Genomic DNA, 24,654 nt, shown 5'->3' on the forward strand with positions numbered 1-24,654 from the left:
GGCGCGAGTTCTCAGGCAAAGTTACGCTTCTCGCCGTCACCGGCGACGTTGCTTACACAGCGGCCGCAGATGTCTGCATGCTCCGCCACCAGGCCGATATCGGTGGTGTAATGCCAGCAGCGCGGGCACTTCTCACCCGGTGCCGTGCTGAAGGCGATCTTCAGCCCTTTCAGCAGCTCGGAAGCCTGCGCGTCGGCCGGCGCCTCCGCCAATGGCGCAACGCTTGCCGCAGAGGTCAGCAGCACGAAGCGCAGCTCATCCTGCAGGCTGTTCAGGCGCGCCGCCAGCTCGCTGTCGGCATACAGCGTCACCGCCGCTTCCAGCGAACCGCCGAGGCGTTTGTCGGCACGCGCCTGCTCCAGCACCTTGTTCACTTCGCCGCGCACTTTCAGCAACTCGGCCCAGAAAGCGTCGTTCATCGGCTCGCCTTCCGCCAGCCCGAACAGGCCGTCGTACCACTCTTCGGTGAACACGTACTGCGCGCGTTTGCCCGGCATGAAGCCCCAGATTTCGTCCGCAGTGAACGACATGATCGGCGCCATCCAGCGCACCAGCGCTTCCACGATGTGATACAGCGCGGTCTGGCAGCTGCGGCGGGCGACGCTGTCGCTCTTCGCGGTGTACTGACGATCCTTGATGATATCCAGGTAGAAGGAGCCCATCTCGACCGAGCAGAACTGCATCAGACGCTGCACCACTTCATGGAAATCGTAGTTGGCGTAAGCCTGCTCGATATCCTGCTGCGCCGCCAGCGCACGGCCGACCGCCCAGCGATCCAGCACCACCATGTCTTCCGGCGCGACGCAATCGGTGCTCGGCTCGAACCCGTTCAGGTTGGCCAGCAGGAAGCGCGCGGTGTTGCGGATGCGGCGATAAGAGTCGGCGGAACGCTTGAGGATCTCGTCGGACACCGCAATCTCGCCGGTGTAATCGGTCGACGCCACCCACAGACGCAGAATGTCGCCGCCCAGCTTGTTCATCACGTCCTGCGGGCTGACGGTGTTGCCGATCGACTTGGACATCTTGCGGCCCTGGCCGTCAACGGTGAAGCCGTGGGTCAGCACTTCTTTATAAGGCGCCTTGCCTTTCATCGCGGTGGAGATCATCAGCGATGACATGAACCAGCCGCGGTGTTGGTCGGAGCCTTCCAGATACATGTCGGCGCTGTGGCCGTGGAACTCAGGACGCACGTCGACCACCGAAGCGTGGGTGGAACCGGAGTCGAACCACACGTCCAGCGTATCCGGCACTTTCACGTAGTCGGCGGCGTCCGCGCCGAGGATGTCGGCGGCGTCCAGATCCCACCAGGCCTGAATGCCGTCTTGCTCGACGCGCTTGGCCACTTCTTCCATCAGCTCAACGCTGCGCGGGTGCAGCTGCTCGGTTTCTTTATGCACGAACAGCGACATCGGCACGCCCCAGGTGCGCTGACGCGAGATGCACCAGTCCGGGCGGTTGGCCACCATCATTTCGATGCGCGCCTGGCCCCAATCCGGGATCCACTGCACGCCTTTGATCTCTTCCAGCGACTGCTGACGCAGGCCTTTCTGATCCATGCTGATGAACCATTGCGGCGTGGCGCGGAAGATGATCGGCGTCTTGTGGCGCCAGCAGCACGGGTAGCTGTGCAGGAACTTCTCGACGTGCAGCAGCGCGCCTTTCTCACGCAGCAGGTCGACGATCAGATCGTTGGCCTTGAAGACGAACTTGCCGTCCAGCAGCGGATGGGTACCGGTCAGGTAGCAGCCGTTCGGCCCTACCGGGTTGGCGATCTCCAGACCGTATTTTTGGCTGATGACGAAGTCATCCGGACCGTGGCCACCTGCGGTATGCACCGCACCGGTACCGGCGTCCAGCGTCACGTGCTCGCCCATAATGGCCGGCACGTCGAAGCCCATAAACGGGTGTTTGAAGCGCAGCAGCTCCAGATCGGCGCCTTTGCAGCTGCCCAGCACCGTCCATTCGGTGATGCCGGCGCGTTTCATCACGCTTTCCACCAGCTCGGCCGCCAGGATCAGGCACTGGCCGTCAACCTGCACCAGCTGATAGGTGAAGTCCGGGTGCAGCGAGATCGCGCGGTTGGCCGGCAGGGTCCACGGGGTGGTGGTCCAGATAACCAGGGAGATGGCGCCGCTGAAGTTGCTCACGCCGAACTTGGCCGCCACGGCAGCCGCGTCGGCCGCATGGAAAGTCACGTCGATCGACGGCGAAGTCTTGTCGTAATACTCCACTTCCGCTTCCGCCAGCGACGATCCGCAGTCGGTGCACCAGTGAACCGGCTTGGCGCCTTTCAGCAGGTGGCCGTTGCTGATGATCTTGCCCAGCGCGCGGATGATGTTGGCTTCGGTTTTGAAGTCCATGGTCAGGTATGGGCGATCCCAGTCGCCCAGTACGCCCAGGCGGATGAAGTCCTTTTTCTGGCCTTCAACCTGCTCGGCCGCGTACTCGCGGCACTTCTGGCGGAACTCGGCCGCCGTCAGCTTCTCGCCCGGTTTGCCGTACAGCTGTTCAACCTTCAGTTCGATCGGCAGGCCGTGGCAGTCCCAACCCGGCACATAAGGCGAGTCGAAGCCGGCCATCCCTTTCGACTTGATGATAATGTCTTTGAGAATCTTGTTAACCGAGTGACCAATGTGAATGCTGCCGTTCGCATACGGAGGGCCGTCATGCAAAATGAAGGTTTTTTTGCCCTTTTTGGCAGTACGAATAATCCCGTACAGATCCTGTTCATACCAACGTTGCAGCATGCCAGGTTCGCGCTTGGCGAGATCGCCGCGCATCGGGAACCCTGTTTCCGGCAAGTTCAGGGTATTCTTGTAGTCACTCATTAGATTCTCGGTTCCGTTTTCGGCTATAGAGATTAAACCGGTGTCTGTAGCCCGAAGAACTTCCGGGCCGTCACCACATCATTGGCGATTTGCTGCTTCAGGGCATCGAGCGAAGCAAACCGCTGTTCATTGCGCAATTTTGCGCGGAGCACCACCTCAATATGGCGCCCGTAAAGATCCATTGTGACATCCAGCAGATGCACTTCCAGCTGCTGGCGCACGCCGGCGACGGTCGGGCGCGTACCGATATTGGCCACGCCCGGCAGCGGCTGCGGCCCCAGGCCGTACACTTCCACCGCATACACCCCTTTCACCGGCGCTACCAGGCGCTTGAGCGGCAGGTTGGCTGTCGGGAAGCCGATGGTGCGGCCCAGCTCGTCGCCATGCACCACGCGCCCGGAGATGCTGTACGGGTGACCCAGCAGGGTCTCCGCCAGCGGCAGATCGTCCTCGCTCAGCGCGGTGCGGATCGCGGTGCTGCTGATGCGCCGATCGCCTTCGCGGAAGGTCGGGGTGCTGACCACCTCGAAGCCGTACTCTTTTCCGGCCTGCTGCAATAGCGGAAAATCGCCCTGGCGCCCGGCGCCAAAGCGAAAATCATCCCCCACCATCAGGAATTTGACGCCCAGCTTTTCCACCAGCAGCTCGGCGACGAACGCCTGCGCGGTGTTGGCGGCAAAACGCGGATCGAACTTGACGCAGAGCAGGTAATCGACGCCCGCCTGCGCCAGGTAGTTGGCCTTGTCGCGCAGGCGCGTCAAGCGGGCCGGCGCCTTGTCTGCGGCGAACATCTCCAGCGGCTGCGGCTCAAAGATCATGACCATCACCGGCAGCCCGAGGCGTTGCCCTTGTTGCTTCAACTGCTCCAGCAACGCCTGATGACCGCGATGCACGCCGTCAAAGTTGCCGATGGTGAGCACGCAACCATGGTGGCGCGCCCGGATATTGTGAATGCCGCGAATTAGCTCCATAGCTGGCTCAAAACAGTGGAAATCGGCGGATTATACCTTGTACAGCCGGTAAGGTTAACCCGCGATTGGTGCCTTTATGTAATAGACACACCATACCGGAGATAATCTGCGCGTGAAACGGCTTCGCCGCAGTTTATCCGGCGCCGCCGGGCCGATTCTCGACCGCAGCCAACGGCTTGCGCCCGCCGCGGCAAAACATTGGCGAATTTTCTCGCGAAACACTGTATTCCCAAGAGCGAAGCTGGTAAAATCCTGCGCCATCACAACGTAGCGAGTGCCGCCTGTACAAACGGCGCTTATTTGCACAAATCCATTGACAAACGAAGGCTAAAAGGGCATATTCCTCGGCCTTTGAATTGTCCTCAATAGAATATATTTGGGAGTTGGACCTTGGCTAATATCAAATCAGCTAAGAAACGCGCCGTACAGTCTGAGAAACGCCGCAAGCATAACGCAAGCCGTCGCTCAATGGTGCGTACCTTCATCAAGAAGGTAGACGCAGCTATCGCAGCTGGCGACAAAGAAGCAGCACAAAATGCATTCCTGGTAATGCAGCCCCTGGTGGACCGTCAGGCAGCTAAAGGCCTGATCCACAAAAACAAAGCAGCGCGTCATAAGTCAAACCTGACTGCACGCATCAACGCAATGCAATAAGCATTTCGTTATCTGCTTGATAAAAAAACCGGCTCAGGCCGGTTTTTTTACGTCCTGCGTTCAGTGAACCGCTAGCAGGAAAACAGCGCAGAAAAATCTTTGTTGCACACGCGCTGCACCGCCGGATGCTGGATCATGCGCTCGGCGAAGATGATGTAATACTCCTCCTGCACGCTGTCGATGCGCCCAATCTCCACCACGTTGTCATCGTTGTAGGTATCCTGCGCATACAACGTCGGCGCCACGAAAATCGCATTGTGATACATGCCGAAGGCCTTCATCAGCGCCGCATCGTCGAACTCGCCCAGGATCTCCACCTGAATGCCCTGCGTATTGAACCAGTTGAGCAGCTTGCGCCCCAGCATCGAGCGGCGGCCGGGGATCAGCAGTTTGCGCTGCTCCAGACAAGCCGGGAACGGCAGCTCCGGCGCCGGCTGGCGGCAGAAGAAGCTGATGCCGCACTCGCCCAGCTTCAGCGAGAACAGCCCTTCCTGCTGGCTGGAGTCCACCGGACAATCCGACAGGATCATATCCAGCTTGTGCTGGCTGAGCTGCTCCAGCAGCATCTCGTGCGTCGATTCAAAGCAACGCAGGTGGATCTGTTCGTTGTCCACCACCACCGCCGTTTCCAATACCTGGCTGACCAGGCGCTTCGACAACGCATCGGCCACGCCGACGTCGAACAGCAGATTCGACTCTTTGCGGTAGTTGACGATATCCAGCATTTCCTGGCTGAGCATAAACATCTTGTCGGCATAACGAAACACCAGTTGCCCCAGCTCCGAAGGCACCAACCCGCGCCCCTGGCGTTTGAACAGCTTGCCGTCCAACCGTTCTTCCAGCGCTTTGATCTGGCCGGTGATGGTCTGCGGCGTCAGAAACAACGCTTCGGCGGCACCGACCACGGAACCGGCCTTGCAGACCTGCCAGAAATAGTAAAGGTGATTAAAGTTGATATGCGACATCCTCACGAGCGGCTCTCCTTAACAACGTTTCGCAGCGGCAAACGGTGTGCCGTGACGAGCGACAAACTTCCTTTCCCTGCTTCAGACAACGTATAGCCCCATTAGTCCCAACGAACAACGGCCGAAGCTGCACATATTTTATACCGTGCAGCTCCGACCAGCCATTTTATTATGTGCCCTTACCGGGCACATTCAGGATTAACGTACGCGCGGCAACGCCAGACGCAGCAATCCATACCCTACCACCGCCGCAGCGGTGGAGCCCAACAAGATCCCCAGGCGGGAATAGGTGCTGAGCGCCGCATCCGCATCGCCGAACGCCAGCGAGGCGATAAAAATCGACATGGTGAAACCAATGCCGCAGAGCACCGAAACGGCAAACACCTGTTTGAAGCCGATGCCTTCAGGCAAACGGGCGATGCCCATTTTCACCGCCAGCAGGCTGAAGAGGAAAATCCCCAGCGGCTTACCGATAAACAGGCCGGCCGCAATCCCAACCGGCAGCAGCGACGTCAATCCTTCCAGCGATACGCCCTGCAAAGAAACCCCGGCGTTGGCGAAAGCGAACAGCGGCAGGATCATAAACGCAACCCAGGGGTGCAGCTCATGTTCCAGCGTTTCCGACGGCGACGGCCCCTTCTTCACGTTCAGCGGGATCATAAAGCCGACGATCACCCCGGCCAGCGTCGCATGCACCCCGGACTTGAGGATCGCTACCCACAACACCAGGCCGACCATCATATACAGCGAGGTTTTACCCACGCCACGCCAGTTCATTACCGCCAATAGCACCGTCGCCGCCGCCGCCACGCCCAGCGCCACCATCGACACTTCGTGGGTGTAGAACAGCGCGATGATGATAATCACGCCCAGGTCATCGATGATCGCCAACGCCAGCAGGAACACTTTCAGGCTGGTCGGCACCCGGTTGCCCAGCAGCGCCATTACGCCCAGCGCGAAGGCGATATCGGTCGCGGCCGGGATCGCCCAGCCCTGGCGGGTGACTTCATCCGCGCCGTTGAACAGCAGGTAAATCAGCGCCGGCGCCAGCATGCCCCCCAGCGCGGCGATCGCCGGAAACACCGCCTTGTCGCGCCCGGACAGCGAGCCTTGCATCAACTCGCGCTTGACCTCCAGCCCCACCACCAGGAAGAAGATGGCCATCAGGCCATCGTTGATCCACAGCAGCAGCGGCTTGGCGATCTCCAGCGAAGCGATCTTCACCATCACCGGCAGGTTAAGGAATGCCTGATAGATCCCCTGCGCCGGGGTGTTGGCCATGATCAGGGCGACGATTGCCGCCGCGATCAGAATGATGCCGCCCGCAGCTTCCTGACGTAAAAATTGACGAATGATATTGGTCACAGTACGTCTCTCCAAATCTGTGCAGGGCGTAGCGCCCTGCAAACCACAGTCATGAAGTGAGTATAGAGGGCGTTTTAGTTCGAAAAAATAAGTTTATAAATGCTAAATAGCTCGATAAAACCGATCAAAAGCACGAATAAGTCACATTATTTATAGGGAATTAGGGGCATGGCGTGCAAATAAAAACCCCGGGACAAACGCCCGGGGTTAGAACATAAACCAACAGAAACAGCAGGTTAGCGAGTCAGATCGTCAAAGAACTTTTTCACCCCGTCGAAGAAGCTCTTCGAACGCGGGCTGTTCTTGTCGCCGGACGGGCCACCCAGGCTCTCTTCCAGCTCACGCAGCAGCTGCTTCTGCTTGTCGTTCAGATTGACCGGGGTTTCCACCACCACGCGGCACAGCAGGTCGCCCTGGCTGCCGCCACGCACCGATTTCACACCCTTGCCGCGCATGCGGAACAGCTTGCCGGTTTGGGTCTCCGAAGGCACCTTCAGTTTCACCCGGCCGTCCAGCGTCGGCACTTCAATCTCGCCGCCCAGCGCCGCCATGGCGAAGTTGATCGGCACTTCACAGTACAGGTTATTGCCTTCACGCTCGAAGATCGGGTGCGCCTTCACCTGCACCTGAACGTACAGATCGCCCGCCGGTGCGCCGTGCTCGCCGGCTTCGCCTTCACCCGCCAGGCGGATGCGGTCGCCGGTATCGACGCCGGCCGGAATTTTCACCGACAGCGTTTTGGATTTCTCTACCCGGCCGTGGCCGTGGCACTTGTTGCACGGATCTTTGATGATCTGACCGCGGCCATGGCAGTGCGGACACGCCTGCTGTACGGTGAAGAAGCCCTGGCGCATCTGCACCTGGCCCTGGCCGTGACAGGTTGGGCAGGTCACCGGCGAGCTGCCCGGCTTGGCGCCGCTGCCGTGGCAGACGTCGCACTCTTCCAGCGTCGGGATGCGGATCTCTTTGGTGACGCCACGTACCGCTTCCTCGAGGGTCAGCTCCATGTTATAGCGCAGATCGGAACCGCGGCTGGCGCGCTGACGGCGGCCTCCGCCGAAGATGTCGCCAAACACGTCGCCAAAGATATCGCTGAAGTCGGCACCGCCGCCAAAGCCGCCGCCGCCCATGCCGCCCTGTTCAAAGGCCGCGTGCCCATACTGGTCGTAGGCCGCGCGTTTCTGGTCGTCGGTCAGGACTTCGTAAGCTTCTTTAACTTCTTTAAACTTGATTTCGGCGTCTTGTTCCTGGTTGCGGTCAGGATGGTATTTCATCGCCAGGCGTTTGTACGCCTTTTTGATCTCACGTTCATCCGCCGTCTTGCTGACGCCGAGAATCTCGTAATAGTCTTTCTTCGCCATTCTTTTGCTTACCCTTAACATGCGTGCACGGGCGCAGAGTTGCCTCGACGCCCGTGCTGGTTTCCGGGAACGGCACCTCGGCCGCCCCGTGCCCGCTTAAGGGCGATTATTTTTTGTCTTTAACTTCTTCGAACTCAGCGTCAACCACGTCGTCGTCTTTCTGCGCCGCGTTGTCCGCGCCGGCGTCAGCCCCCTGCTGAGCCTGCTGCGCCTGAGCCATTTCCAGCAGTTTGCCGGAAACCTGCACCAGAGCCTGAGTCTTCGCTTCGATCTCGGCTTTGTCTTCGCCTTTCACTGCCGCTTCCAGATCTTTCAGCGCCGCTTCGATCGCCGTTTTGTCTTCCGCCGGCAGTTTGTCGCCCGCTTCTTCCAGCTGCTTGCGCGTGCCGTGGATCAGGTGATCCGCCTGGTTACGCGTCTGCACCAGCTCTTCGAACTTGCGGTCGGCTTCAGCGTTCAGCTCGGCGTCGCGCACCATTTTCTGGATTTCGTCTTCGTTCAGGCCAGAAGATGCCTTGATGGTGATCTTCTGCTCACGGCCGGTGTTCTTGTCTTTGGCGGACACGTGCAGGATGCCGTCGGCATCGATATCGAAGGTCACTTCGATCTGCGCCATGCCGCGCGGTGCCGCCTGGATGCCGTCCAGGTTGAACTGGCCCAGAGATTTGTTATCGCTGGCACGCTTGCGCTCACCCTGCAGCACGTGGATGGTTACCGCAGACTGGTTGTCTTCAGCGGTAGAGAACACCTGGCTGTGCTTGGTCGGGATCGTGGTGTTTTTGGTGATCAGCGGCGTCATCACGCTGCCCATGGTTTCGATACCCAGCGACAGCGGGGTCACGTCCAGCAGCAGAACGTCCTTCACATCACCGGCCAACACGCCGCCCTGTACCGCCGCGCCCACGGCAACCGCTTCGTCCGGGTTCACGTCTTTACGCGGTTCTTTGCCGAAGAAGTCTGCGACTTTCTTCTGCACCATTGGCATACGGGTCTGGCCGCCCACCAGGATCACGTCCTGAATGTCGGAAACCGACAGGCCTGCGTCTTTCAGCGCCACTTTCAGCGGCTCGATAGAGCGCGCAACCAGATCTTCAACCAGCGACTCGAGTTTGGCGCGAGTCACTTTGATGTTCATGTGTTTTGGACCGGTCGCGTCTGCAGTGATGTACGGCAGGTTAACGTCGGTCTGCTGAGCGGAAGACAGTTCGATCTTCGCTTTCTCAGCGGCTTCTTTCAGGCGCTGCATCGCCAGCGGATCGTTGCGCAGATCGATACCCTGATCTTTCTTGAACTCTTCCACCAGGTAGTTGATCAGACGGCTGTCGAAGTCTTCGCCACCCAGGTGGGTGTCACCGTTGGTCGCCAGCACTTCGAAGGTTTTTTCGCCGTCAACGTCGTCGATTTCGATGATGGAGATATCGAAAGTACCGCCGCCCAGGTCATAAACCGCGATGGTGCGGTTGCCGACTTCTTTGTCCAGGCCGTAGGCCAGAGCCGCAGCGGTCGGTTCGTTGATGATGCGTTTTACTTCCAGACCCGCGATGCGGCCGGCGTCTTTGGTCGCCTGACGCTGGGCGTCGTTGAAGTAAGCCGGTACGGTGATAACCGCTTCAGTTACCGGTTCGCCCAAGTAATCTTCCGCCGTTTTCTTCATTTTTTTCAGCACTTCCGCAGAGATCTGCGGCGGAGCCATTTTCTGGCCTTTCACTTCCAGCCAGGCGTCGCCGTTGTCGGCTTCGACGATTTTGTACGGCATGATCGCTTTGTCGCGCTGCGCTTCTTCATCCTGGAAGCGGCGACCGATCAGGCGCTTGATGGCGAACAGGGTGTTTTCAGGGTTGGTCACTGCCTGACGCTTAGCCGGCTGGCCAACCAGAGTTTCACCGTCCTGGGTATATGCGATAATAGAAGGAGTGGTGCGGTCGCCCTCGGCGTTTTCCAGCACGCGTGCCTTGGCACCATCCATAATTGCTACGCAAGAGTTGGTAGTACCCAGGTCGATACCAATAATTTTGCCCATCTAAACGTCTCCACTAAAAAATTCATAATCAGTCAGGTTGCTAACCTATATGCGGGCGATTTTTTGCTTTTCAACTGCCCGATATCTCAGTGCGGCCCGCGGTTAGCAGCTGCGGTTGCAAATAAGATGGGGCCATCCAATCCGGCATCAAGGGGCAAGGCGAAAAAAATTTCTTTTTTTTATCGTCATTCAGATCATTGTTTCCGGCTGCGGGGATCATTATGATGCGCGCGCTCTGGTGGAAAACTTCGATTTTTTGGCCATTCAGACCATTTATTATTTTACTTCGCTGTTTCCGTTAATTTTCTGTTATCGCAGAGGACTTATGCACACCAACAAGTTGGCGAATCCCGGCCCTCTCGGCCTGATGGGCTTCGGGATGACCACCGTCTTGCTGAACCTGCACAACGCGGGCTTTTTCCCACTGAACTCCGCCATCATCAGCATGGGGATTTTCTTCGGTGGCCTGGCCCAGATCCTGGCCGGTCTGCTGGAATACAAGAAGGGCAACACCTTCGGCATGACCGCCTTCACCGCCTACGGCAGCTTCTGGCTGAGCCTGGTCGGCCTGCTGCTGCTGCCGCGTCTGGGCCTGGCTGAGGCCACCGAGGCGTACGTGCTGGGCATCTACCTGGCGCTGTGGGGCATCTTCACCCTGTTCATGTTCTTCGGCACCCTGGGCGCCAACCGCGTACTGCAGTTCGTGTTCGCCAGCCTGACGCTGCTGTTCGCCCTGCTGGCCGTCGGCAACATCACCGGCAACCACGCGCTGCTGACCTTCGCCGGTTATGAAGGCATCATCTGCGGCGCCAGCGCCATTTACCTGGCGATGGCCGAAGTGCTCAACGAGCAATACGGCCGCACCGTGCTGCCGATTGGCGAACCGGCCCCGGCACGCGTCGCGACCTCACCGGTCACCGCATAATCGCCCTTCCCTGACGAAAAAGCCCTGCATTGCAGGGCTTTTTTTTAGCTGTAGGAATCGGCTTGCCGCTCCCCGGCTTCGCTGTTCAGGTCGCGATGCAGGTAGACACCGAGCAACAGCCCGATGAGCGACAGCGCCAACACGTAGTAAGCGGGTGCTAACGGGGTTAATTTCATGATCAGCGTCACAAAAATAGGGGTTAGACCGCCAAAAATAGCGTACGAGACGTTATATGAGAACGAGATACCGGTAAACCGCACTTCCGCCGGGAAAGCCCGCACCATCACGTACGGCACGGCCCCCACCACGCCTACGCTGAACCCCACCAAGGCATAGCAGGCGAACAGCATTTCCGGGCGCACGCCCACCGTTTGATAGAACAGCCAGCTGCAGCCGGCCAGCAGCACGCTGCCGACCACCAGCGTTTTGCTGGCGCCGAAGCGATCGGCCGACAAACCGGCGACGATGCAGCCGGCGATCAGCATGATGGTAGCGATGCTGTTGGCCTGCAGCGTCAAGGCCGGCGCGATGCCGAACTGCTTTTGCAGATAGGTCGGGGTCATCAGGATCACCACCACGATGCCGGCGGAGAGCAACCAGGTCAGCAGCATCGATACCGCCACCTCCCGTTTGTGGTTGAGCACCACCGACTTCAGCGGCAGCTCTTCGGCCAGCGCTTTACGCGCCTGCATCTCGATGAAGATCGGCGTTTCCTGCAGCCAACGGCGCAGGTACATCGCCACCAGACCGAACATGCCGCCCAACAGGAAAGGAATGCGCCAGCCGCCGCCGGCAATGCTCTGCGGGCTGAGCGTGGTGTTGATCACCGTCGCCACCACCGAGCCCAGCAGGATGCCCACCGTCAGCCCGGCGGTCAGCGTGCCGCAGGCGAAGCCGATGCGCCGACGCGGCACGTGTTCGGCGACGAAGACCCAGGCGCCCGGCACCTCACCGCCGATCGCCGCCCCCTGCAGCACGCGCATCAACAGCAGCAGCAGCGGCGCAGCGATGCCGATGCTGGCGTAGGTCGGCAGCAGGCCCATCGCCAGCGTCGGCAACGCCATCAGCAGAATGCTCAGGGTAAACATCTTTTTGCGGCCGACCAGATCGCCAAAGTGCGCCATCACGATGCCGCCCAGCGGACGGGCCAGATAGCCGGCGGCGAAGATGCCGAAGGTTTGCACCAGCCGCAGCCATTCCGGCATGTCCGCCGGGAAGAACAGATCGCCGACCACGGCGGCGAAGAACACGAAGATGATGAAGTCGTAAAACTCCAGCGCGCCGCCCAACGCGGCCAACGTCAGCGTTTTGTAGTCTTGCCGGTTCAGCCGGCGATTATTGTCGTGAGGCATAGGGCACCGTCGGTAAAGGCTGTAAAAATAAAAGCCGCAGGCTTTCTGTAAAAGAATCCTTACTATAGCGGCAAATTATTTTCACACCAGACGGGCTGAAGCCGATCTCGCAGAACGCTGAAATTTAGAGGTTTATCTCGCGACGCGCGCTCTTTGGCCGAAATGCTGCTACCACCGCGGCGTGCGTTTCGACGTAAGGCCCGTCGAGCAGTTGAATGCAATAAGGCACGCTGGCGAAGATGCCGTGCACCACCGCATTGCCCTGCTCATCTTTTACCCCTTCCAGCGTTTCCTTGATCGACTTCGGCTGGCCGGGCAGGTTGATGATCAGCGCCTGCTTGCGGATCGCCCCCACCTGGCGAGAAAGAATTGCCGTTGGCACATAGTGTAGGCTGATCTGACGCATTTGCTCGCCGAAGCCAGGCATCACGCGATCGGCGATCGCCAGCGTGGCGTCGGGGGTGACGTCGCGTCGCGCCGGCCCGGTGCCGCCGGTGGTCAGCACCAGATGGCAACCCATTTCGTCCACCAGCTCGCACAGCGTCTGTTCAATTTGCGTCTGCTCATCGGGGATCAGCCGGGTTTCCAGCTTGAACGGCGTCGCCAGCGCGCCGCTCAGCCATTCCTCCAGCGCCGGAATGCCTTTATCCTGATAAACGCCGCCGGAAGCGCGGTCGGAAACGGAAACCAAACCAATACGTAAAATATCCATGCGTAACCTCTACAGCCTGATGGGGTCCGAACGGGTTCGTCCCCGTTCTGTTGTCATTGCCGAGAGTATAAGGGCTTCCCTCGCCAGCGGGTGCGTCGGGCATAAAAAAAGGTGGCCTGAGCCACCTTTTTACTGCGCGATCTGCCGGAATTACAGCAGGTCGGCGATCATTTTTTCCAGTTTGCCCTGGTCTACGGCGAACTTGCGGATGCCGTCGGTCAGTTTCTCAACCGCCATCGGATCCTGGTTGTGCTGCCAGTAGAACTCAGGTTCGGTCAGTGCGGCAGGACGCGCCTTCACTTCACCGGAGTAAGACAGTTTGCGCTCCAGCGCGCCTTCGCTCTCCGCCAGCTCTTTCAGCAGCGCAGGGGCGATGGTCAGACGGTCGCAGCCGGCCAGTTCGATGATTTCGCCGACGTTACGGAAGCTGGCGCCCATCACCACGGTGTTGTAACCGTGCTGTTTGTAGTACTGGTAAATCTCGGTCACGGAGATCACGCCCGGATCTTCATGCGGGGCGAACTCTTTCTTGTCGCCGTTGGCTTTGTACCAGTCGAGGATACGGCCGACGAACGGCGAGATCAGGTAAACGCCGGCTTCGGCACAGGCGCGAGCCTGAGCGAAGGAGAACAGCAGCGTCAGGTTACAGTTGATGCCTTCTTTCTCCAACTGCTCCGCCGCGCGGATGCCCTGCCAGGTCGAGGCCAGTTTGATCAGAATGCGATCGTTGCTGATGCCGGCTTCGTTGTACAGCTTGATCAGGCGCTTGGCCTTGGCCACGCTGGCATCGGTGTCGTAAGACAGACGTGCATCCACTTCGGTGGAGATGCGGCCCGGAACCAGTTTGAGGATTTCCAGACCGATGTTGACCGCCAGCTTGTCGGCGGCGTCGGCGATCTGCTGCTCGCGATCGCTGCTCTGGCCGCGCGCCCAGGCGATGGCTTCGTCAATCAGTTTACGGTATTCAGGAATTTGGGCTGCATTGAGGATCAGCGAAGGGTTGGTTGTGGCGTCCTGCGGTTGATACAGCTTCATTGCCGCGATATCACCCGTATCTGCAACCACCGTGGTCAGCTGGCGCAGGGAAGTTAATTTGTCGGTCATGTTGGCATTATCTCATCGTTTGTGCATGAACTTTTGGCATTGTTCAACCATGCCCTGCCCTGATAATAACATGCGCCAAGCCCGGTGCAAGGCTGGAAAACCGCGGCGCGCAGGCATCTGTTTTATCCTTGGGCGAGCAACCGTTTACGCCGATATCTTTCGCCATTACCGAGCGGATGGAAAGGCAATAACGTGCTATTGTCCGAATAAATTATGTTAAATTCGAAAAAATTGATGCAATTCGTCCGCTAATCTGCGAAAAATCTTAATCGACTGACGCCGGACAGATTCCAGCTAAGCTCTTGTAAAAAATAGGCCAATGTTTTTCACCTGCGGTGGATGCTGCAAGGTGCGCATTAAATTTCGATAAAAGGAGGGATCCCTTGACGGACCTGATGAATTTTATAAACAACATTTTGTGGGGGTCGGTGCTGATTTATCTGCTGCTCGGCACCGGCATCTACTTCACGTTGCGCACCCGCTTTATCCAGCTCCGCCACTTCAGCCACATGTTCTCGGTGTTGAAAAACAGCAATAAGAGCGACAGCGCCGGCATCTCCTCTTTCCAGGCGCTGTGCACCACGCTGGCGGCGCGCGTCGGCACCGGCAACCTGACCGGCGTCGCCATCGCCCTGACCGCCGGCGGCCCCGGCGCCATCTTCTGGATGTGGGTGGTGGCGTTTATCGGCATGGCCACCTCCTTTGTGGAAAGCTCGCTGGCGCAGCTCTACAAAACCAAAGACGATAACGGCAACTACCGCGGCGGCCCGGCCTACTACATGGAAAAGGGCCTCGGCATGCGCTGGATGGGCGTGCTGTTCTCGATCTTCCTGATCATCGCGTTCGGCCTGGTGTTCAACGCCGTGCAAGCCAACTCCATCGCGCAGGCCTCCGCCGTCGCCTTCCATTTGCAGCCGCTGCACGTCGGCATCGGCCTGGTGCTGCTGAGCGGCGTGGTGATCTTCGGCGGCATCCGCTCCATCGCCAAAGTGGCCGAGCTGGTGGTGCCGCTGATGGCCGGCGCCTACCTGTTGCTGGCCCTCTGGGTGATTGGCCATAACATCGAACACATGCCGGCGATCCTGACGCTGATCTTCAAAAGCGCCTTCGGCCTGCAGGAAGCCGCGGCCGGCGCCGTCGGTTACGGCATCTCCCAGGCGATGACCCAGGGCGTGCAGCGCGGCCTGTTCTCCAACGAAGCCGGCATGGGCTCGGCGCCCAACGCGGCGGCGTCCGCTTCGCCTTATCCGCCGCATCCGGCCTCACAGGGCTATGTGCAAATGCTCGGTGTGTTTATCGATACCATCGTCATCTGCAGCGCCACCGCGGCGATCATCCTCTCCTCCGGCATTCTCGATCAGCCGACCGACAGCATCAGCGGCATCGATCTGACCCAGCGCGCGCTGTCGACCGCCGTCGGCAGCTGGGGGGCGCCGTTCGTCGCCATCGCCATTTTCTTCTTCGCCTTCACCTCGATCATCGCCAACTACGCCTATGCCGAGAGCAACCTGGTGTTCCTCGAGCACAACCATCCGGGCGGCCTGCTGATTTTCCGCTGCGTGGCGTTGGGCATGGTGATGTTCGGCGCGCTGGCGGAGCTGCCGCTGGTGTGGAAAATGGCGGATACCTCCATGGCGCTGATGGCCATCACCAACCTGACGGCCATCCTGTTGCTGTCGCGGGTGGCGCTTAAGCTGGCCGACGACTACCATCGCCAACGCCGTCTGGGCAAGCTGCCGACCTTCGACGCCAACCGTTATCCGGAGCTGAAGTCGCAGCTGGAGCCGGGCGTGTGGGACGACCAAAAGCCGCCGCGCTGAGTTTTTCGGGGCGCGTGCGGTGCGCGCCCCTGCCTATTGGACCGATTGCCCCTTTTTCCCGCGCTTTTTGCTACAGTATCCGCACTTGGATAAACAGGATCTGGCCATGCTCGTTATTATTTCCCCTGCAAAAACTCTCGATTACGACAGCCCGCTGGCGACAGAACGCTTCACGCAGCCCGAAATGCTGGACAAGTCGAAACAGCTGATCAAAATTTGCCGCGAGCTGACGCCGGCGCAAATCGCCAGCCTGATGAGCATCAGCGACAAGCTGGCCGGGCTGAATGCCGCGCGCTTTAGCGAGTGGCAGCCGAAATTTACCCCGGACAATGCCCGTCAGGCGCTGCTGGCGTTCAAGGGCGACGTTTACACCGGCCTGCAGGCGCAGGATTTCAGCGAAGCCGATTTCGACTTCGCCCAGCAGCATCTGCGCATGCTGTCCGGCCTGTATGGCGTGCTGCGCCCGCTCGATCTGATGATGCCGTACCGGCTGGAGATGGGCATCAGGCTTGAAAACCCGAAAGGCAAAGACCTGTACAGCTTCTGGGGCGATAAAATCACCCAAAAACTCAACGAAGCGCTGGAGCAGCAGGGCGACGACGTGGTGGTCAACCTGGCGTCCGACGAGTATTTCAAGGCGGTGAAGCCGGCCAAACTGCACGGCGCGCTGATCAAACCGGTGTTCCTCGACGAGAAGAACGGCAAGTACAAGGTCATCAGCTTCTACGCCAAGAAAGCGCGCGGGTTGATGAGCCGCTTTATCATCAAAAATCGCCTGACGCGCAGCGAGCAGCTGGTGGACTTCAACCTGGAAGGCTACGCCTTCGACGAAGCCGCCTCGCAGGGCAATGAACTGGTGTTCAAACGTCCGGAGCAGGCATAAAAAAAGCCGTCGCAAGACGGCTTTTCGCATTCTAGCCTGCCGAACCTCAGGCCGGCAGCGCCATCAGGAACTTGCGCAGCTCGGCAAAGCCGGCCGGCAGCGTGTGCGACAGCAGCGGCAGATCGGCCCGCAGCGCCAGCGCTTTCGGCAACGGCAGCTCCTGGCCGAGGATCGCTTCCACGCTCTCTTTAAACTTGGCCGGGTGTGCGGTGCCGAGGAACAGACCGAACTCCCCTTCCTGCAGCCGATCGCGCAGCGCGCGATAGGCAATGGCCGCGTGCGGTTCTGAGATATAACCCAGCTCGGCCAGTTCACGCATCGTTTCCTTGGTGGTCTCATCGCTGACCGCCGCGTGGCCCAGCTCTTTCAGCTGCCAGACCTTACGACGGAACAGCTCTTCCACGCGCGGCCAGTTGTTCGGCTGGCTGACGTCCATGGCGTTGGACAGCGTCGCGACCGTGGCGTGCGGCTGCCACTGGCCGCTGGTCAGGAAGCGCGGCACGGTGTCGTTGGCGTTGGTGGCGGCAATAAAGCGCTTCACCGGCAGGCCCAGCGACTTGGCCAGCAGCCCGGCGGTCAGATCGCCGAAGTTGCCGCTCGGCACCGAAATCACCAGCTGATTGCGTGCTTCCTGCGGCAGCTGCGCCACCGCTTCGAAGTAGTAGCAGATCTGCGCCAGCAAGCGGCTGATGTTGATCGAGTTGGCCGAGTTCAGGTGCAGCGCGTCCTTCAATTCCCGATCGTCGAACGCCTGCTTCACCAGCGCCTGGCAAGCATCGAAGTCGCCGTCGATCGCTACGGTGTGAATGTTGCCGCCCAGAGTACAGAACAGCTTCTCCTGCAGCGGACTGATTTTGCCCTGCGGATAGAGGATCACCACCCGGACGTTTTTCAGGCCGTAGAAGGCGTGCGCCACGGCGGCGCCGGTGTCGCCGGAGGTGGCGGTCAAAATGGTCACCGGCTGATCGCCGGCCACTTCCGCCAGCATCTGCGCCATAAAGCGGCCGCCGAAGTCTTTGAACGCCAGCGTCGGGCCGTGGAACAGCTCTAGGCAGGAGACGTCTTCGGTCACTTTCGCCACCGGCGCCGGGAACTCAAAAGCGGCCTGCACGCGTTTCTTCAGCGCCGCTTCCGGTACCTCTTCGCCGATAAAGGCCGACAGAATGCGGCTGCTGCGGGTGACAAAGTCCTGCTCCAGCAGTTGGTCGATCTCGGTCAGTTCGAACTCCGGCAGCTCCAGCGGGAAGAACAGCCCCTGCTGCTTGCCCAGGCCTTGTTTGATCGCCTGCGCGAAGCTGACCTGCTCGTTGTGATCCTTAAGGTTGTACAGTTTCATGCGTTATCCCAGTAGTCGAGCGCCTGCGGTATCCAGACGGCAAATATGAACAAAACCTTCGTCGTTTTGCAGATAGTGTTGTTGCAGCCAGGCGGCCATGCGTTGCGCGGTGGCGCCGTCGTTGCAGACGGCGAACAGCGTCGGGCCGGAGCCGGAGATGCCGCAGGCCAGCGCGCCGATGTCCTGCGCCGCCTTGCGCGCTTCGGCGAAGCCCGGCAGCAGCCGGGTGCGGTACGGTTCGGCGATCACGTCCTGCATCAATTTGGCGGCCAGCTGCGGCTGACGGGTGTGGCAGGCATGGATAAAGCCGGCCAGATAGCGACCGTGGCTGATGCAATCCTGACGACGGTATTGCGCGGGTAAAATGGCGCGCGCTTCGGCGGTGGAGACCTTGATGCCCGGATAGGCCATGACCCACAGCCAATCGTCGAAGCACGGCACCTCCTGGCTGATGATGCCTTCTTCTTCCAGCATCAGCTGCAGGCCGCCAAGGTAGCATGGCGCCACGTTATCGTAATGCACGCTGCCGGAAATGCGGCCTTCCAGCTCGCCCATCAGGCCGAGCAGCGTCGTCTTATCCAGCGGGCGATCGCAGAATTCGTTCATCGCCATCAGCCCGGCCACCACCGAACAGGCGCTGGAGCCCAGCCCCGATCCGATCGGCATGTTCTTTTCCAACCGCATCGCCACCGGCACTTCGCGGCCGATCTCCTGGCAGAAGCGCTCCCAGCATTGATAAACGATGTTCTCTTTCGGCTCGGCCGGCAGCTTGCTGACGAAGCGCCCGGCATTCTGCAAACTGAACGTCTCGGCGGCTTCTACGCTGACGCAGTCGCCCAGCAGCGTGCCGTCGATCGGCGAAACCGCCGCGCCCAGCACATCGAAACCGACGCTGACGTTACCGATCGAGGCCGGTGCATACACCTTAACCATATTAAACTCCCAACTTCCATGACAGTGTGCGCAGCAGATCGGCGAACACGCCCGCTGCGGTCACATCGTTACCGGCGCCGTAGCCGCGCAGCACCAGCGGCAGTGGCTGATAGTAGCGGCTGTAGAAGGCCAGCGCGTTCTCACCATTCTTCACTTTATACAACGGATCGTTGCCGTCCACCGCCTCGATGCGCACCTTGCAGCGGCCTTCGTCGATCAGGCCGACATAGCGCAGCACCTTGCCTTGCTCGGCGGCGTTGGCCACGTTGCGCGCGAACTCTTTATCCAGCTCCGGCAGGCGCGCCAGGAACTGATCCACGTCGCCCGACGCGTCGAAGGACGGCGGCAGCACCGACTCGACCTCGATATCGCTCAGCTCCAGCTTGTAACCGGCCTCGCGCGCCAGGATCAGCAGCTTGCGCGCCACGTCCATACCGGACAGATCGTCGCGCGGATCCGGCTCGGTGTAGCCGTTGGCCCGGGCCTGCAGGGTCGCCGCCGACAGCGACAGCCCTTCATCCAGCTTGCCGAAGATAAAGGACAGCGAGCCGGACAGGATGCCGGAGAAGCGCACTAGCTCATCGCCGGCGTTCAGCAGGTTTTGCAGGTTCTCAATCACCGGCAAACCGGCGCCGACGTTGGTGTCGTAGAGAAACTTGCGGTGCGAACCGGCGGCGGCCGCGCGCAGTTGCTGATAATAGTTCATCGACGAGGTGTTGGCCTTTTTGTTCGGCGTCACCACGTGGAAACCGTCCGCCAGGAAATCCACATACTGATCGGCCACCGCCTGGCTGGAAGTGCAGTCGACGATCACCGGATTCAGCAGGTGATACTCCTTCACCAGCCGGATCAGGCGGCCGAGATTGAACGGCTCCTGCGCGCCGGCCAGTTCGTCGCGCCAGCTGTCCAGCGCAATGCCGTGCACGTTGGTCAGCATCACGCGCGAGTTGGCGATGCCGCACACCCGCAGGTCGATATGCTTTTGCTTCAGCCACGGCTGCTGGCGGTAAATCTGTTCGATCAGCGCTCCGCCGACGCCGCCGACGCCGATAACGAACACTTCGATCACCTGATCGGTGTTGAACAGCATCTGGTGACTGACACGCACGCCGGTGGTGGCGGATTCATTGCTGACCACCACCGAGATTGAACGCTCGGAAGAGCCCTGGGCGATGGCGACGATATTGATGTTGGCGCGCGCCAGCGCGGAGAAGAAGCGCGCGGAGATGCCGCGCAGGGTGCGCATGCCGTCGCCGACTACCGAGATGATCGCCAGGCGTTCCATCACGTCCAGCGGATCCAGCACGCCGTCTTTCAACTCCAGATAGAACTCCTCCTCCAGCGCGCGGCGCGCGCGCAGCAGTTCGCCCTGCGGCACGCAGAAGCTGATGCTGTATTCGGAAGAGGATTGGGTGATCAGCACCACCGAAATGCCGGCGCGCGACATCACGGCGAACACCCGCGCGGCCATGCCAACCATGCCTTTCATGCCCGGGCCGGAGACGTTGATCATCGCCATGTTGTTCAGGTTGGTGATGCCTTTCACCGGCATCGCGTCATCGGTGCTGTCTTTGCCGATCAGCGTGCCGGGGGCCTGCGGGTTGGAGGTGTTTTTAATCAGGCAAGGGATTTGGAATTGGGCAATCGGCGTGATGGTGCGAGGGTGCAGCACTTTGGCGCCGAAATAAGAGAGTTCCATCGCCTCCTGATACGACATCGATTTCAGCAGCCTGGCGTCCGGCACGGTGCGCGGATCGCAGGTATACACGCCGTCGACGTCGGTCCAGATCTCGCAGCAGTCGGCGCGCAGGCAGGCGGCCAGCACGGCGGCGGAATAGTCGGAGCCGTTGCGGCCCAGCACCACCAGCTCGCCCTTGTCGTTACCGGCGGTGAAACCAGCCATCAGCACGATGTGGTCAGCCGGGATCGCCGCCGCGGCGATGCGCAGCGTGGACTCGGCGATGTCCACGGTGGACTCCAGGTAGTGGCCCTGCGCCAGCAGTTTCTCCACCGGGTTGATCACCGTGACCGGGTAGCCCTTGGCGCGGAACACCCCTTCCATGATGGCGATGGAGAGCTTTTCGCCGCGGCAGATGATCGCCGCGTTTACGCTATCCGGGCACTGCCCCAGCAGCGAAACGCCGTGCAGCACCTGTTTGAGCTGCGCGAACTCCTGATCGACCACGCTTTTCAAGCGATCGTATTCAAAGCCCGGCAGCGCCTGCGCCAGGCCGCTCAGCAGATCGGCAAAGATCCGCTCGGCGTCGCTGATATTCGGCAGAATGTCCTGGCCCGCCACCGTTTTGTCGATCATCGCCACCAGATGGTTGGTGATCTTTGCGGGGGCGGACAAGACCGTGGCTACCTGTCCCTGACGCGCATTACTCTCCATGATGTCGGCAACGCGCAGAAAACGTTCTGCATTCGCCACCGAGGTTCCGCCAAATTTCAGCACTCGCATGTGTGATCTCTCCGAATTTAAGCCGAAAAAAAAGCCCGCACTGATTAGGTGCGGGCTTTTTTCTGTGTTTCCTGTGCGCGTCAGCCCGCCCCGTTACCTGTGGTATCGGTGGTGGTAATAATTGTGGTTTTCAGGCTGATGTTGCGCATGTTGTCTGTCTGTCTCATGAAATACTCTGTCCCCTCTATTGGTTAAAGCAATCGCTATCCCAAGTCAAACGATTTCTTTTTTTTGCTTATTTTCCGTTCAGCGGTGGTAATGCGCGATGCAACAGGTGAAAAGCAAAACGACAGAACAAAAAAACAACTTAAAGCCGATTTACCAGTGGATCACGCTGGGTAACCGTCTGATGGAGCCGCTATCACTTGGCGAGTTTTTTTTCGATGTCGTGCAGCAGCGTATGCAACATCGCCGTATCGCGCTGTTGCAGCGCGCCGAGCCGCTGGTGCAGCCAGTCGCGCAATTTTTGGTCATCGCCGACATCCAATGCGTTCAACAAGGCATCGGCGCGGCGGCGCAGCGCCTTGAGCTGCCCTTCCGACGCCGCCGTTTCCTGCGGCGTGCTGACGCCCATCAGGCTCGCCAGCTGGTAGCAGTAAACCATCACCGCCTGGCCCAGGTTAAGCGACGGATAGTCCGCCTGCATCGGCACGCCGGTCAGCAAATCCGCCAGCGCCAGCTCTTCGTTGGTCAGGCCGGAATCTTCGCGGCCGAACACCAGCGCGGCCTGGCCGACCCACTGCTTGCGCTCGCTCAGCTGTTCCAGCAGCTCGGGCGGCGTGCAGTAATAGTGAAAACGCGCGCGGCTGCGGGCGGTGGTGGCGACGGTGAAATCCACGTCCGCCAGCGCCAGTTCCAGCGTGGCGAACGTTTGCACGCCGTCGAGGATCTCGCCGGCTCCGTGCGCCACCCAGCGCGCCGCCGGCTGCAGGTGCGCCTCGCTGTCGACGATGCGCAACGACGTGAAGCCCATGGTTTTCATCGCGCGCGCCGCCGCGCCGACATTTTCCGGCCGCGCCGGAGCCACTAAAACAATATGAAGCTGCATCACTCTTCCACCGAAGGCAGGCCTGCACTTTTGACGATGGCGCAGCGCCCGCTTATATTTACAATTGCGTAACAATAAACGCGTTAATAGCAACAAACAAGATTAAACGGCTCGTTGAGCTAATAAACCCGTCGTAATAGTCATTATTCGTGCTTATGTTTTACTGCATTTATTTATCAATGAGTTAAAACAAGGCGATGATCAATAAGCGAATAATTGTATCCTATCGGGCCGGATAATGCTGAATCGTTCACAGAATTTGAGGTTCTGTGACTTAAACTGGCATTTCTGTAAGTGTTTTTCACAAATCTGTTAACGTGCTACAATTGAATTTGATATATGTCAACAAAGCGTAGTTTTGTTGGGTGATGAATTCGGCACGCGCTGTTATATTGCTGTTAATGGGGTTAGGATATGCGCCAATTTGGCACCCCAGGGGTTGTAGGGAACAGCATCCCCACCAGGCTAGCGATCTTGTTGACATGAGATGGAAAGTGCATCAAGAACGAGTTTACGTACTTTAGTCATTTGCTGAGAGGGAACGTGGCGCTATCTCTGCCCTCCTCTAAGAAAACAAAGACTTCTGTACTTCCTATTTTCTATTTTGTTGGCAATTTTAGGTAGCAAATATGCAGACCCCGCACATTCTGATTGTCGAAGACGAGTTAGTCACTCGTAACACCCTGAAGAGCATTTTCGAGGCGGAAGGCTACATTGTTCATGAAGCCAATGATGGTGCAGAGATGCACAATATCCTGTCTGAAAATGATATCAATCTGGTCATCATGGACATCAACCTGCCAGGCAAAAACGGCCTGCTGTTGGCGCGCGAACTGCGTGAACAGGCCAGCGTCGCCTTGATGTTCCTGACCGGTCGCGATAACGAAGTGGACAAAATCCTCGGCCTGGAAATCGGCGCCGACGATTACATCACCAAGCCGTTCAACCCGCGTGAGCTGACCATCCGCGCGCGCAACCTGCTGTCGCGCACCATGAACCTGGGCAGCCTCGGCGAAGAGCGCCGCCTGGTCGAGAGCTACAAGTTCAACGGTTGGGAGCTGGACATCAACAGCCGCTCGCTGATCAGCCCGGCCGGCGAACAGTACAAGCTGCCGCGCAGCGAATTCCGCGCCATGCTGCACTTCTGCGAAAACCCAGGCAAGATCCAGTCCCGCGGCGAACTGCTGAAGAAAATGACCGGCCGCGAGCTGAAGCCGCATGACCGCACCGTGGACGTCACCATCCGTCGCATTCGCAAACACTTCGAATCGACGCCGGACACGCCGGAAATCATCGCCACCATTCACGGCGAAGGCTACCGCTTCTGCGGCGATCTGGAAGAGTAATTCCGGCCTGCCGTCATGAAAACGGGGTTCAGCATGCTGAACCCCGTTTTTTTATTTCGTCTCGGCCCACGGCATGATCGGCACCGCGCTCAGCGCGTTCTTCGGCGAACCGTCGATCACCTTGTCGGAGTAGCTCAGGTAAATCAGCGAATTGCGCTTGGCGTCGTAGAAGCGCACCACCTGCAGCTTCTTGAACACCAGCGAGGTGCGTTTCTGGAATACCACCTCACCTTCCGACTTGCCGTTTTTGATCTTGTCGCTCAGCTCGATAGGCCCCACCTGCTGGCAGGAAATGGCCGCGTCGGCGGTGTCTTCCGCCAGCCCCAGACCGCCTTTGATGCCGCCGGTTTTGGCGCGGCTGATATAACAAGTTACATTTTTAACATCCGGATCGTCGAACGCTTCCACCACGATTTTGTGGTCCGGCCCCAACAATTTAAACACGGTATCAACGGAGCCCACCTGCTCCGCCTGCGCGCTGCCAACGGTTGCGCAAACCAAACCGAATAAAAATATCCAGCCTTTTTTCATTTACTTAACTCCGATATAACCTTGCCGCAAAAATAGGTT

20 protein-coding genes and 1 other annotated feature are annotated in these 24,654 nt (G+C 59.4%); of the genes, 5 read left to right on the forward strand and 15 right to left on the reverse strand.

Annotation, left to right across the window (positions count from 1 at the left end):
- Nucleotides 1-11: 11 nt before the first annotated feature.
- Together ileS and ribF are read right to left on the reverse strand one after the other, a co-directional pair.
- Complete coding sequence (gene ileS / locus ACSBQQ_RS15275; protein WP_033649149.1) at nt 12-2,828, reverse strand: isoleucine--tRNA ligase; 2,817 nt, start codon at nt 2,826-2,828, stop codon at nt 12-14.
- 32 nt (nt 2,829-2,860) lie between these two features.
- On the reverse strand, nt 2,861-3,799 hold the full coding sequence (ribF, locus tag ACSBQQ_RS15280) for a bifunctional riboflavin kinase/FAD synthetase (RefSeq protein ID WP_033649147.1): 939 nt from the start codon (nt 3,797-3,799) through the stop codon (nt 2,861-2,863).
- Nucleotides 3,800-4,189: 390 nt separating this feature from the next.
- On the opposite strand from ribF, the gene rpsT reads away from it, so the two are divergent.
- On the forward strand, nt 4,190-4,453 hold the full coding sequence (gene rpsT / locus ACSBQQ_RS15285) for a 30S ribosomal protein S20 (protein ID WP_004932960.1): 264 nt from the start codon (nt 4,190-4,192) through the stop codon (nt 4,451-4,453).
- A 71-nt stretch (nt 4,454-4,524) separates the two neighbouring features.
- On the opposite strand, the gene nhaR is transcribed toward rpsT, so the two are convergent.
- The 4 genes from nhaR to dnaK form a co-directional block, all read right to left on the reverse strand.
- Nucleotides 4,525-5,424, reverse strand: a complete 900-nt coding sequence (nhaR, locus tag ACSBQQ_RS15290) for a transcriptional activator NhaR (protein WP_004932962.1) — start codon at nt 5,422-5,424, stop codon at nt 4,525-4,527.
- Between the two features lie 192 nt (nt 5,425-5,616).
- Nucleotides 5,617-6,783, reverse strand: a complete 1,167-nt coding sequence (gene nhaA / locus ACSBQQ_RS15295) for a Na+/H+ antiporter NhaA (protein WP_033649145.1) — start codon at nt 6,781-6,783, stop codon at nt 5,617-5,619.
- A gap of 236 nt (nt 6,784-7,019) precedes the next feature.
- The gene (gene dnaJ / locus ACSBQQ_RS15300) at nt 7,020-8,144 is read right to left on the reverse strand and encodes a molecular chaperone DnaJ (RefSeq protein WP_033637051.1); all 1,125 of its coding nucleotides are present in this window, start codon (nt 8,142-8,144) and stop codon (nt 7,020-7,022) included.
- A 106-nt stretch (nt 8,145-8,250) separates the two neighbouring features.
- Nucleotides 8,251-10,164 (reverse strand): molecular chaperone DnaK, encoded by a 1,914-nt coding sequence (dnaK, locus tag ACSBQQ_RS15305; RefSeq protein ID WP_004932972.1) that lies wholly within the window; start codon nt 10,162-10,164, stop codon nt 8,251-8,253.
- Between the two features lie 325 nt (nt 10,165-10,489).
- Between dnaK and satP the strand changes: the two genes are divergently transcribed.
- On the forward strand, nt 10,490-11,089 hold the full coding sequence (satP, locus tag ACSBQQ_RS15310; RefSeq protein ID WP_043148271.1) for an acetate uptake transporter: 600 nt from the start codon (nt 10,490-10,492) through the stop codon (nt 11,087-11,089).
- 44 nt (nt 11,090-11,133) lie between these two features.
- Here the strand turns inward: satP and ACSBQQ_RS15315 are convergent, their stop codons facing one another.
- The 3 genes from ACSBQQ_RS15315 to tal all read right to left on the reverse strand — a co-directional run bounded on the left by ACSBQQ_RS15315 (nt 11,134) and on the right by tal (nt 14,257).
- The gene (locus ACSBQQ_RS15315; RefSeq protein ID WP_033637050.1) at nt 11,134-12,441 is read right to left on the reverse strand and encodes an MFS transporter; all 1,308 of its coding nucleotides are present in this window, start codon (nt 12,439-12,441) and stop codon (nt 11,134-11,136) included.
- A gap of 124 nt (nt 12,442-12,565) precedes the next feature.
- On the reverse strand, nt 12,566-13,153 hold the full coding sequence (mog, locus tag ACSBQQ_RS15320; RefSeq protein WP_004932980.1) for a molybdopterin adenylyltransferase: 588 nt from the start codon (nt 13,151-13,153) through the stop codon (nt 12,566-12,568).
- Nucleotides 13,154-13,303: 150 nt separating this feature from the next.
- Nucleotides 13,304-14,257 carry a transaldolase gene (tal, locus tag ACSBQQ_RS15325; protein ID WP_043148160.1) on the reverse strand — a complete coding sequence of 318 codons (954 nt, stop codon included), beginning with the start codon at nt 14,255-14,257 and terminating at the stop codon, nt 13,304-13,306.
- A gap of 383 nt (nt 14,258-14,640) precedes the next feature.
- Here tal and ACSBQQ_RS15330 point away from each other — a divergent pair, with 383 nt between their 5' ends.
- Nucleotides 14,641-16,077 carry an alanine/glycine:cation symporter family protein gene (locus ACSBQQ_RS15330; RefSeq protein WP_033637048.1) on the forward strand — a complete coding sequence of 479 codons (1,437 nt, stop codon included), beginning with the start codon at nt 14,641-14,643 and terminating at the stop codon, nt 16,075-16,077.
- Between the two features lie 106 nt (nt 16,078-16,183).
- On the forward strand, nt 16,184-16,960 hold the full coding sequence (gene yaaA / locus ACSBQQ_RS15335; RefSeq protein WP_033638662.1) for a peroxide stress protein YaaA: 777 nt from the start codon (nt 16,184-16,186) through the stop codon (nt 16,958-16,960).
- Nucleotides 16,961-17,006: 46 nt separating this feature from the next.
- On the opposite strand, the gene thrC is transcribed toward yaaA, so the two are convergent.
- The 5 genes from thrC to ACSBQQ_RS15360 all read right to left on the reverse strand — a co-directional run bounded on the left by thrC (nt 17,007) and on the right by ACSBQQ_RS15360 (nt 22,738).
- Nucleotides 17,007-18,296, reverse strand: a complete 1,290-nt coding sequence (gene thrC, locus ACSBQQ_RS15340; RefSeq protein ID WP_033649143.1) for a threonine synthase — start codon at nt 18,294-18,296, stop codon at nt 17,007-17,009.
- Between the two features lie 3 nt (nt 18,297-18,299).
- Nucleotides 18,300-19,229 carry a homoserine kinase gene (gene thrB, locus ACSBQQ_RS15345; RefSeq protein WP_016929148.1) on the reverse strand — a complete coding sequence of 310 codons (930 nt, stop codon included), beginning with the start codon at nt 19,227-19,229 and terminating at the stop codon, nt 18,300-18,302.
- Between the two features lies 1 nt (nt 19,230).
- Nucleotides 19,231-21,690 carry a bifunctional aspartate kinase/homoserine dehydrogenase I gene (gene thrA, locus ACSBQQ_RS15350; protein ID WP_041033169.1) on the reverse strand — a complete coding sequence of 820 codons (2,460 nt, stop codon included), beginning with the start codon at nt 21,688-21,690 and terminating at the stop codon, nt 19,231-19,233.
- 24 nt (nt 21,691-21,714) lie between these two features.
- Nucleotides 21,715-21,832, reverse strand: a sequence feature (Thr leader region).
- Entirely contained in the window at nt 21,771-21,857 is an 87-nt protein-coding gene (thrL, locus tag ACSBQQ_RS15355; protein WP_071525951.1) for a thr operon leader peptide, read from the reverse strand. Its footprint overlaps the feature before it by 62 nt.
- 194 nt (nt 21,858-22,051) lie before the next feature.
- Complete coding sequence (locus ACSBQQ_RS15360; protein WP_033652888.1) at nt 22,052-22,738, reverse strand: tRNA/rRNA methyltransferase; 687 nt, start codon at nt 22,736-22,738, stop codon at nt 22,052-22,054.
- 629 nt (nt 22,739-23,367) lie between these two features.
- Between ACSBQQ_RS15360 and arcA the strand changes: the two genes are divergently transcribed.
- Nucleotides 23,368-24,084 carry a two-component system response regulator ArcA gene (gene arcA / locus ACSBQQ_RS15365; RefSeq protein WP_004933003.1) on the forward strand — a complete coding sequence of 239 codons (717 nt, stop codon included), beginning with the start codon at nt 23,368-23,370 and terminating at the stop codon, nt 24,082-24,084.
- A gap of 51 nt (nt 24,085-24,135) precedes the next feature.
- Here the strand turns inward: arcA and creA are convergent, their stop codons facing one another.
- Entirely contained in the window at nt 24,136-24,615 is a 480-nt protein-coding gene (gene creA / locus ACSBQQ_RS15370; protein ID WP_033637043.1) for a protein CreA, read from the reverse strand.
- Between the last annotated feature and the right edge of the window lie 39 nt (nt 24,616-24,654).

Origin of the sequence: Serratia sp. G204Y, from assembly GCF_051172435.1 — a bacterium.
Classification (GTDB): domain Bacteria; phylum Pseudomonadota; class Gammaproteobacteria; order Enterobacterales; family Enterobacteriaceae; genus Serratia; species Serratia sarumanii.

Bases quoted from the DNA above. Each gene is read 5' to 3' on its own strand.
- thrC (WP_033649143.1), bottom strand. From the start codon at position 18,296: ATGAAACTGTACAACCTTAAGGATCACAACGAGCAGGTCAGCTTCGCG.
- tal (WP_043148160.1), bottom strand. From the start codon at position 14,257: ATGACCGACAAATTAACTTCCCTGCGCCAGCTGACCACGGTGGTTGCA.
- mog (WP_004932980.1), bottom strand. From the start codon at position 13,153: ATGGATATTTTACGTATTGGTTTGGTTTCCGTTTCCGACCGCGCTTCC.
- ileS (WP_033649149.1), bottom strand. From the start codon at position 2,828: ATGAGTGACTACAAGAATACCCTGAACTTGCCGGAAACAGGGTTCCCG.
- satP (WP_043148271.1), top strand. From the start codon at position 10,490: ATGCACACCAACAAGTTGGCGAATCCCGGCCCTCTCGGCCTGATGGGC.
- arcA (WP_004933003.1), top strand. From the start codon at position 23,368: ATGCAGACCCCGCACATTCTGATTGTCGAAGACGAGTTAGTCACTCGT.
- dnaK (WP_004932972.1), bottom strand. From the start codon at position 10,164: ATGGGCAAAATTATTGGTATCGACCTGGGTACTACCAACTCTTGCGTA.
- dnaJ (WP_033637051.1), bottom strand. From the start codon at position 8,144: ATGGCGAAGAAAGACTATTACGAGATTCTCGGCGTCAGCAAGACGGCG.
- thrA (WP_041033169.1), bottom strand. From the start codon at position 21,690: ATGCGAGTGCTGAAATTTGGCGGAACCTCGGTGGCGAATGCAGAACGT.
- ACSBQQ_RS15360 (WP_033652888.1), bottom strand. From the start codon at position 22,738: ATGCAGCTTCATATTGTTTTAGTGGCTCCGGCGCGGCCGGAAAATGTC.
- yaaA (WP_033638662.1), top strand. From the start codon at position 16,184: ATGCTCGTTATTATTTCCCCTGCAAAAACTCTCGATTACGACAGCCCG.
- creA (WP_033637043.1), bottom strand. From the start codon at position 24,615: ATGAAAAAAGGCTGGATATTTTTATTCGGTTTGGTTTGCGCAACCGTT.
- thrL (WP_071525951.1), bottom strand. From the start codon at position 21,857: ATGAGACAGACAGACAACATGCGCAACATCAGCCTGAAAACCACAATT.
- ACSBQQ_RS15315 (WP_033637050.1), bottom strand. From the start codon at position 12,441: ATGCCTCACGACAATAATCGCCGGCTGAACCGGCAAGACTACAAAACG.
- thrB (WP_016929148.1), bottom strand. From the start codon at position 19,229: ATGGTTAAGGTGTATGCACCGGCCTCGATCGGTAACGTCAGCGTCGGT.
- ribF (WP_033649147.1), bottom strand. From the start codon at position 3,799: ATGGAGCTAATTCGCGGCATTCACAATATCCGGGCGCGCCACCATGGT.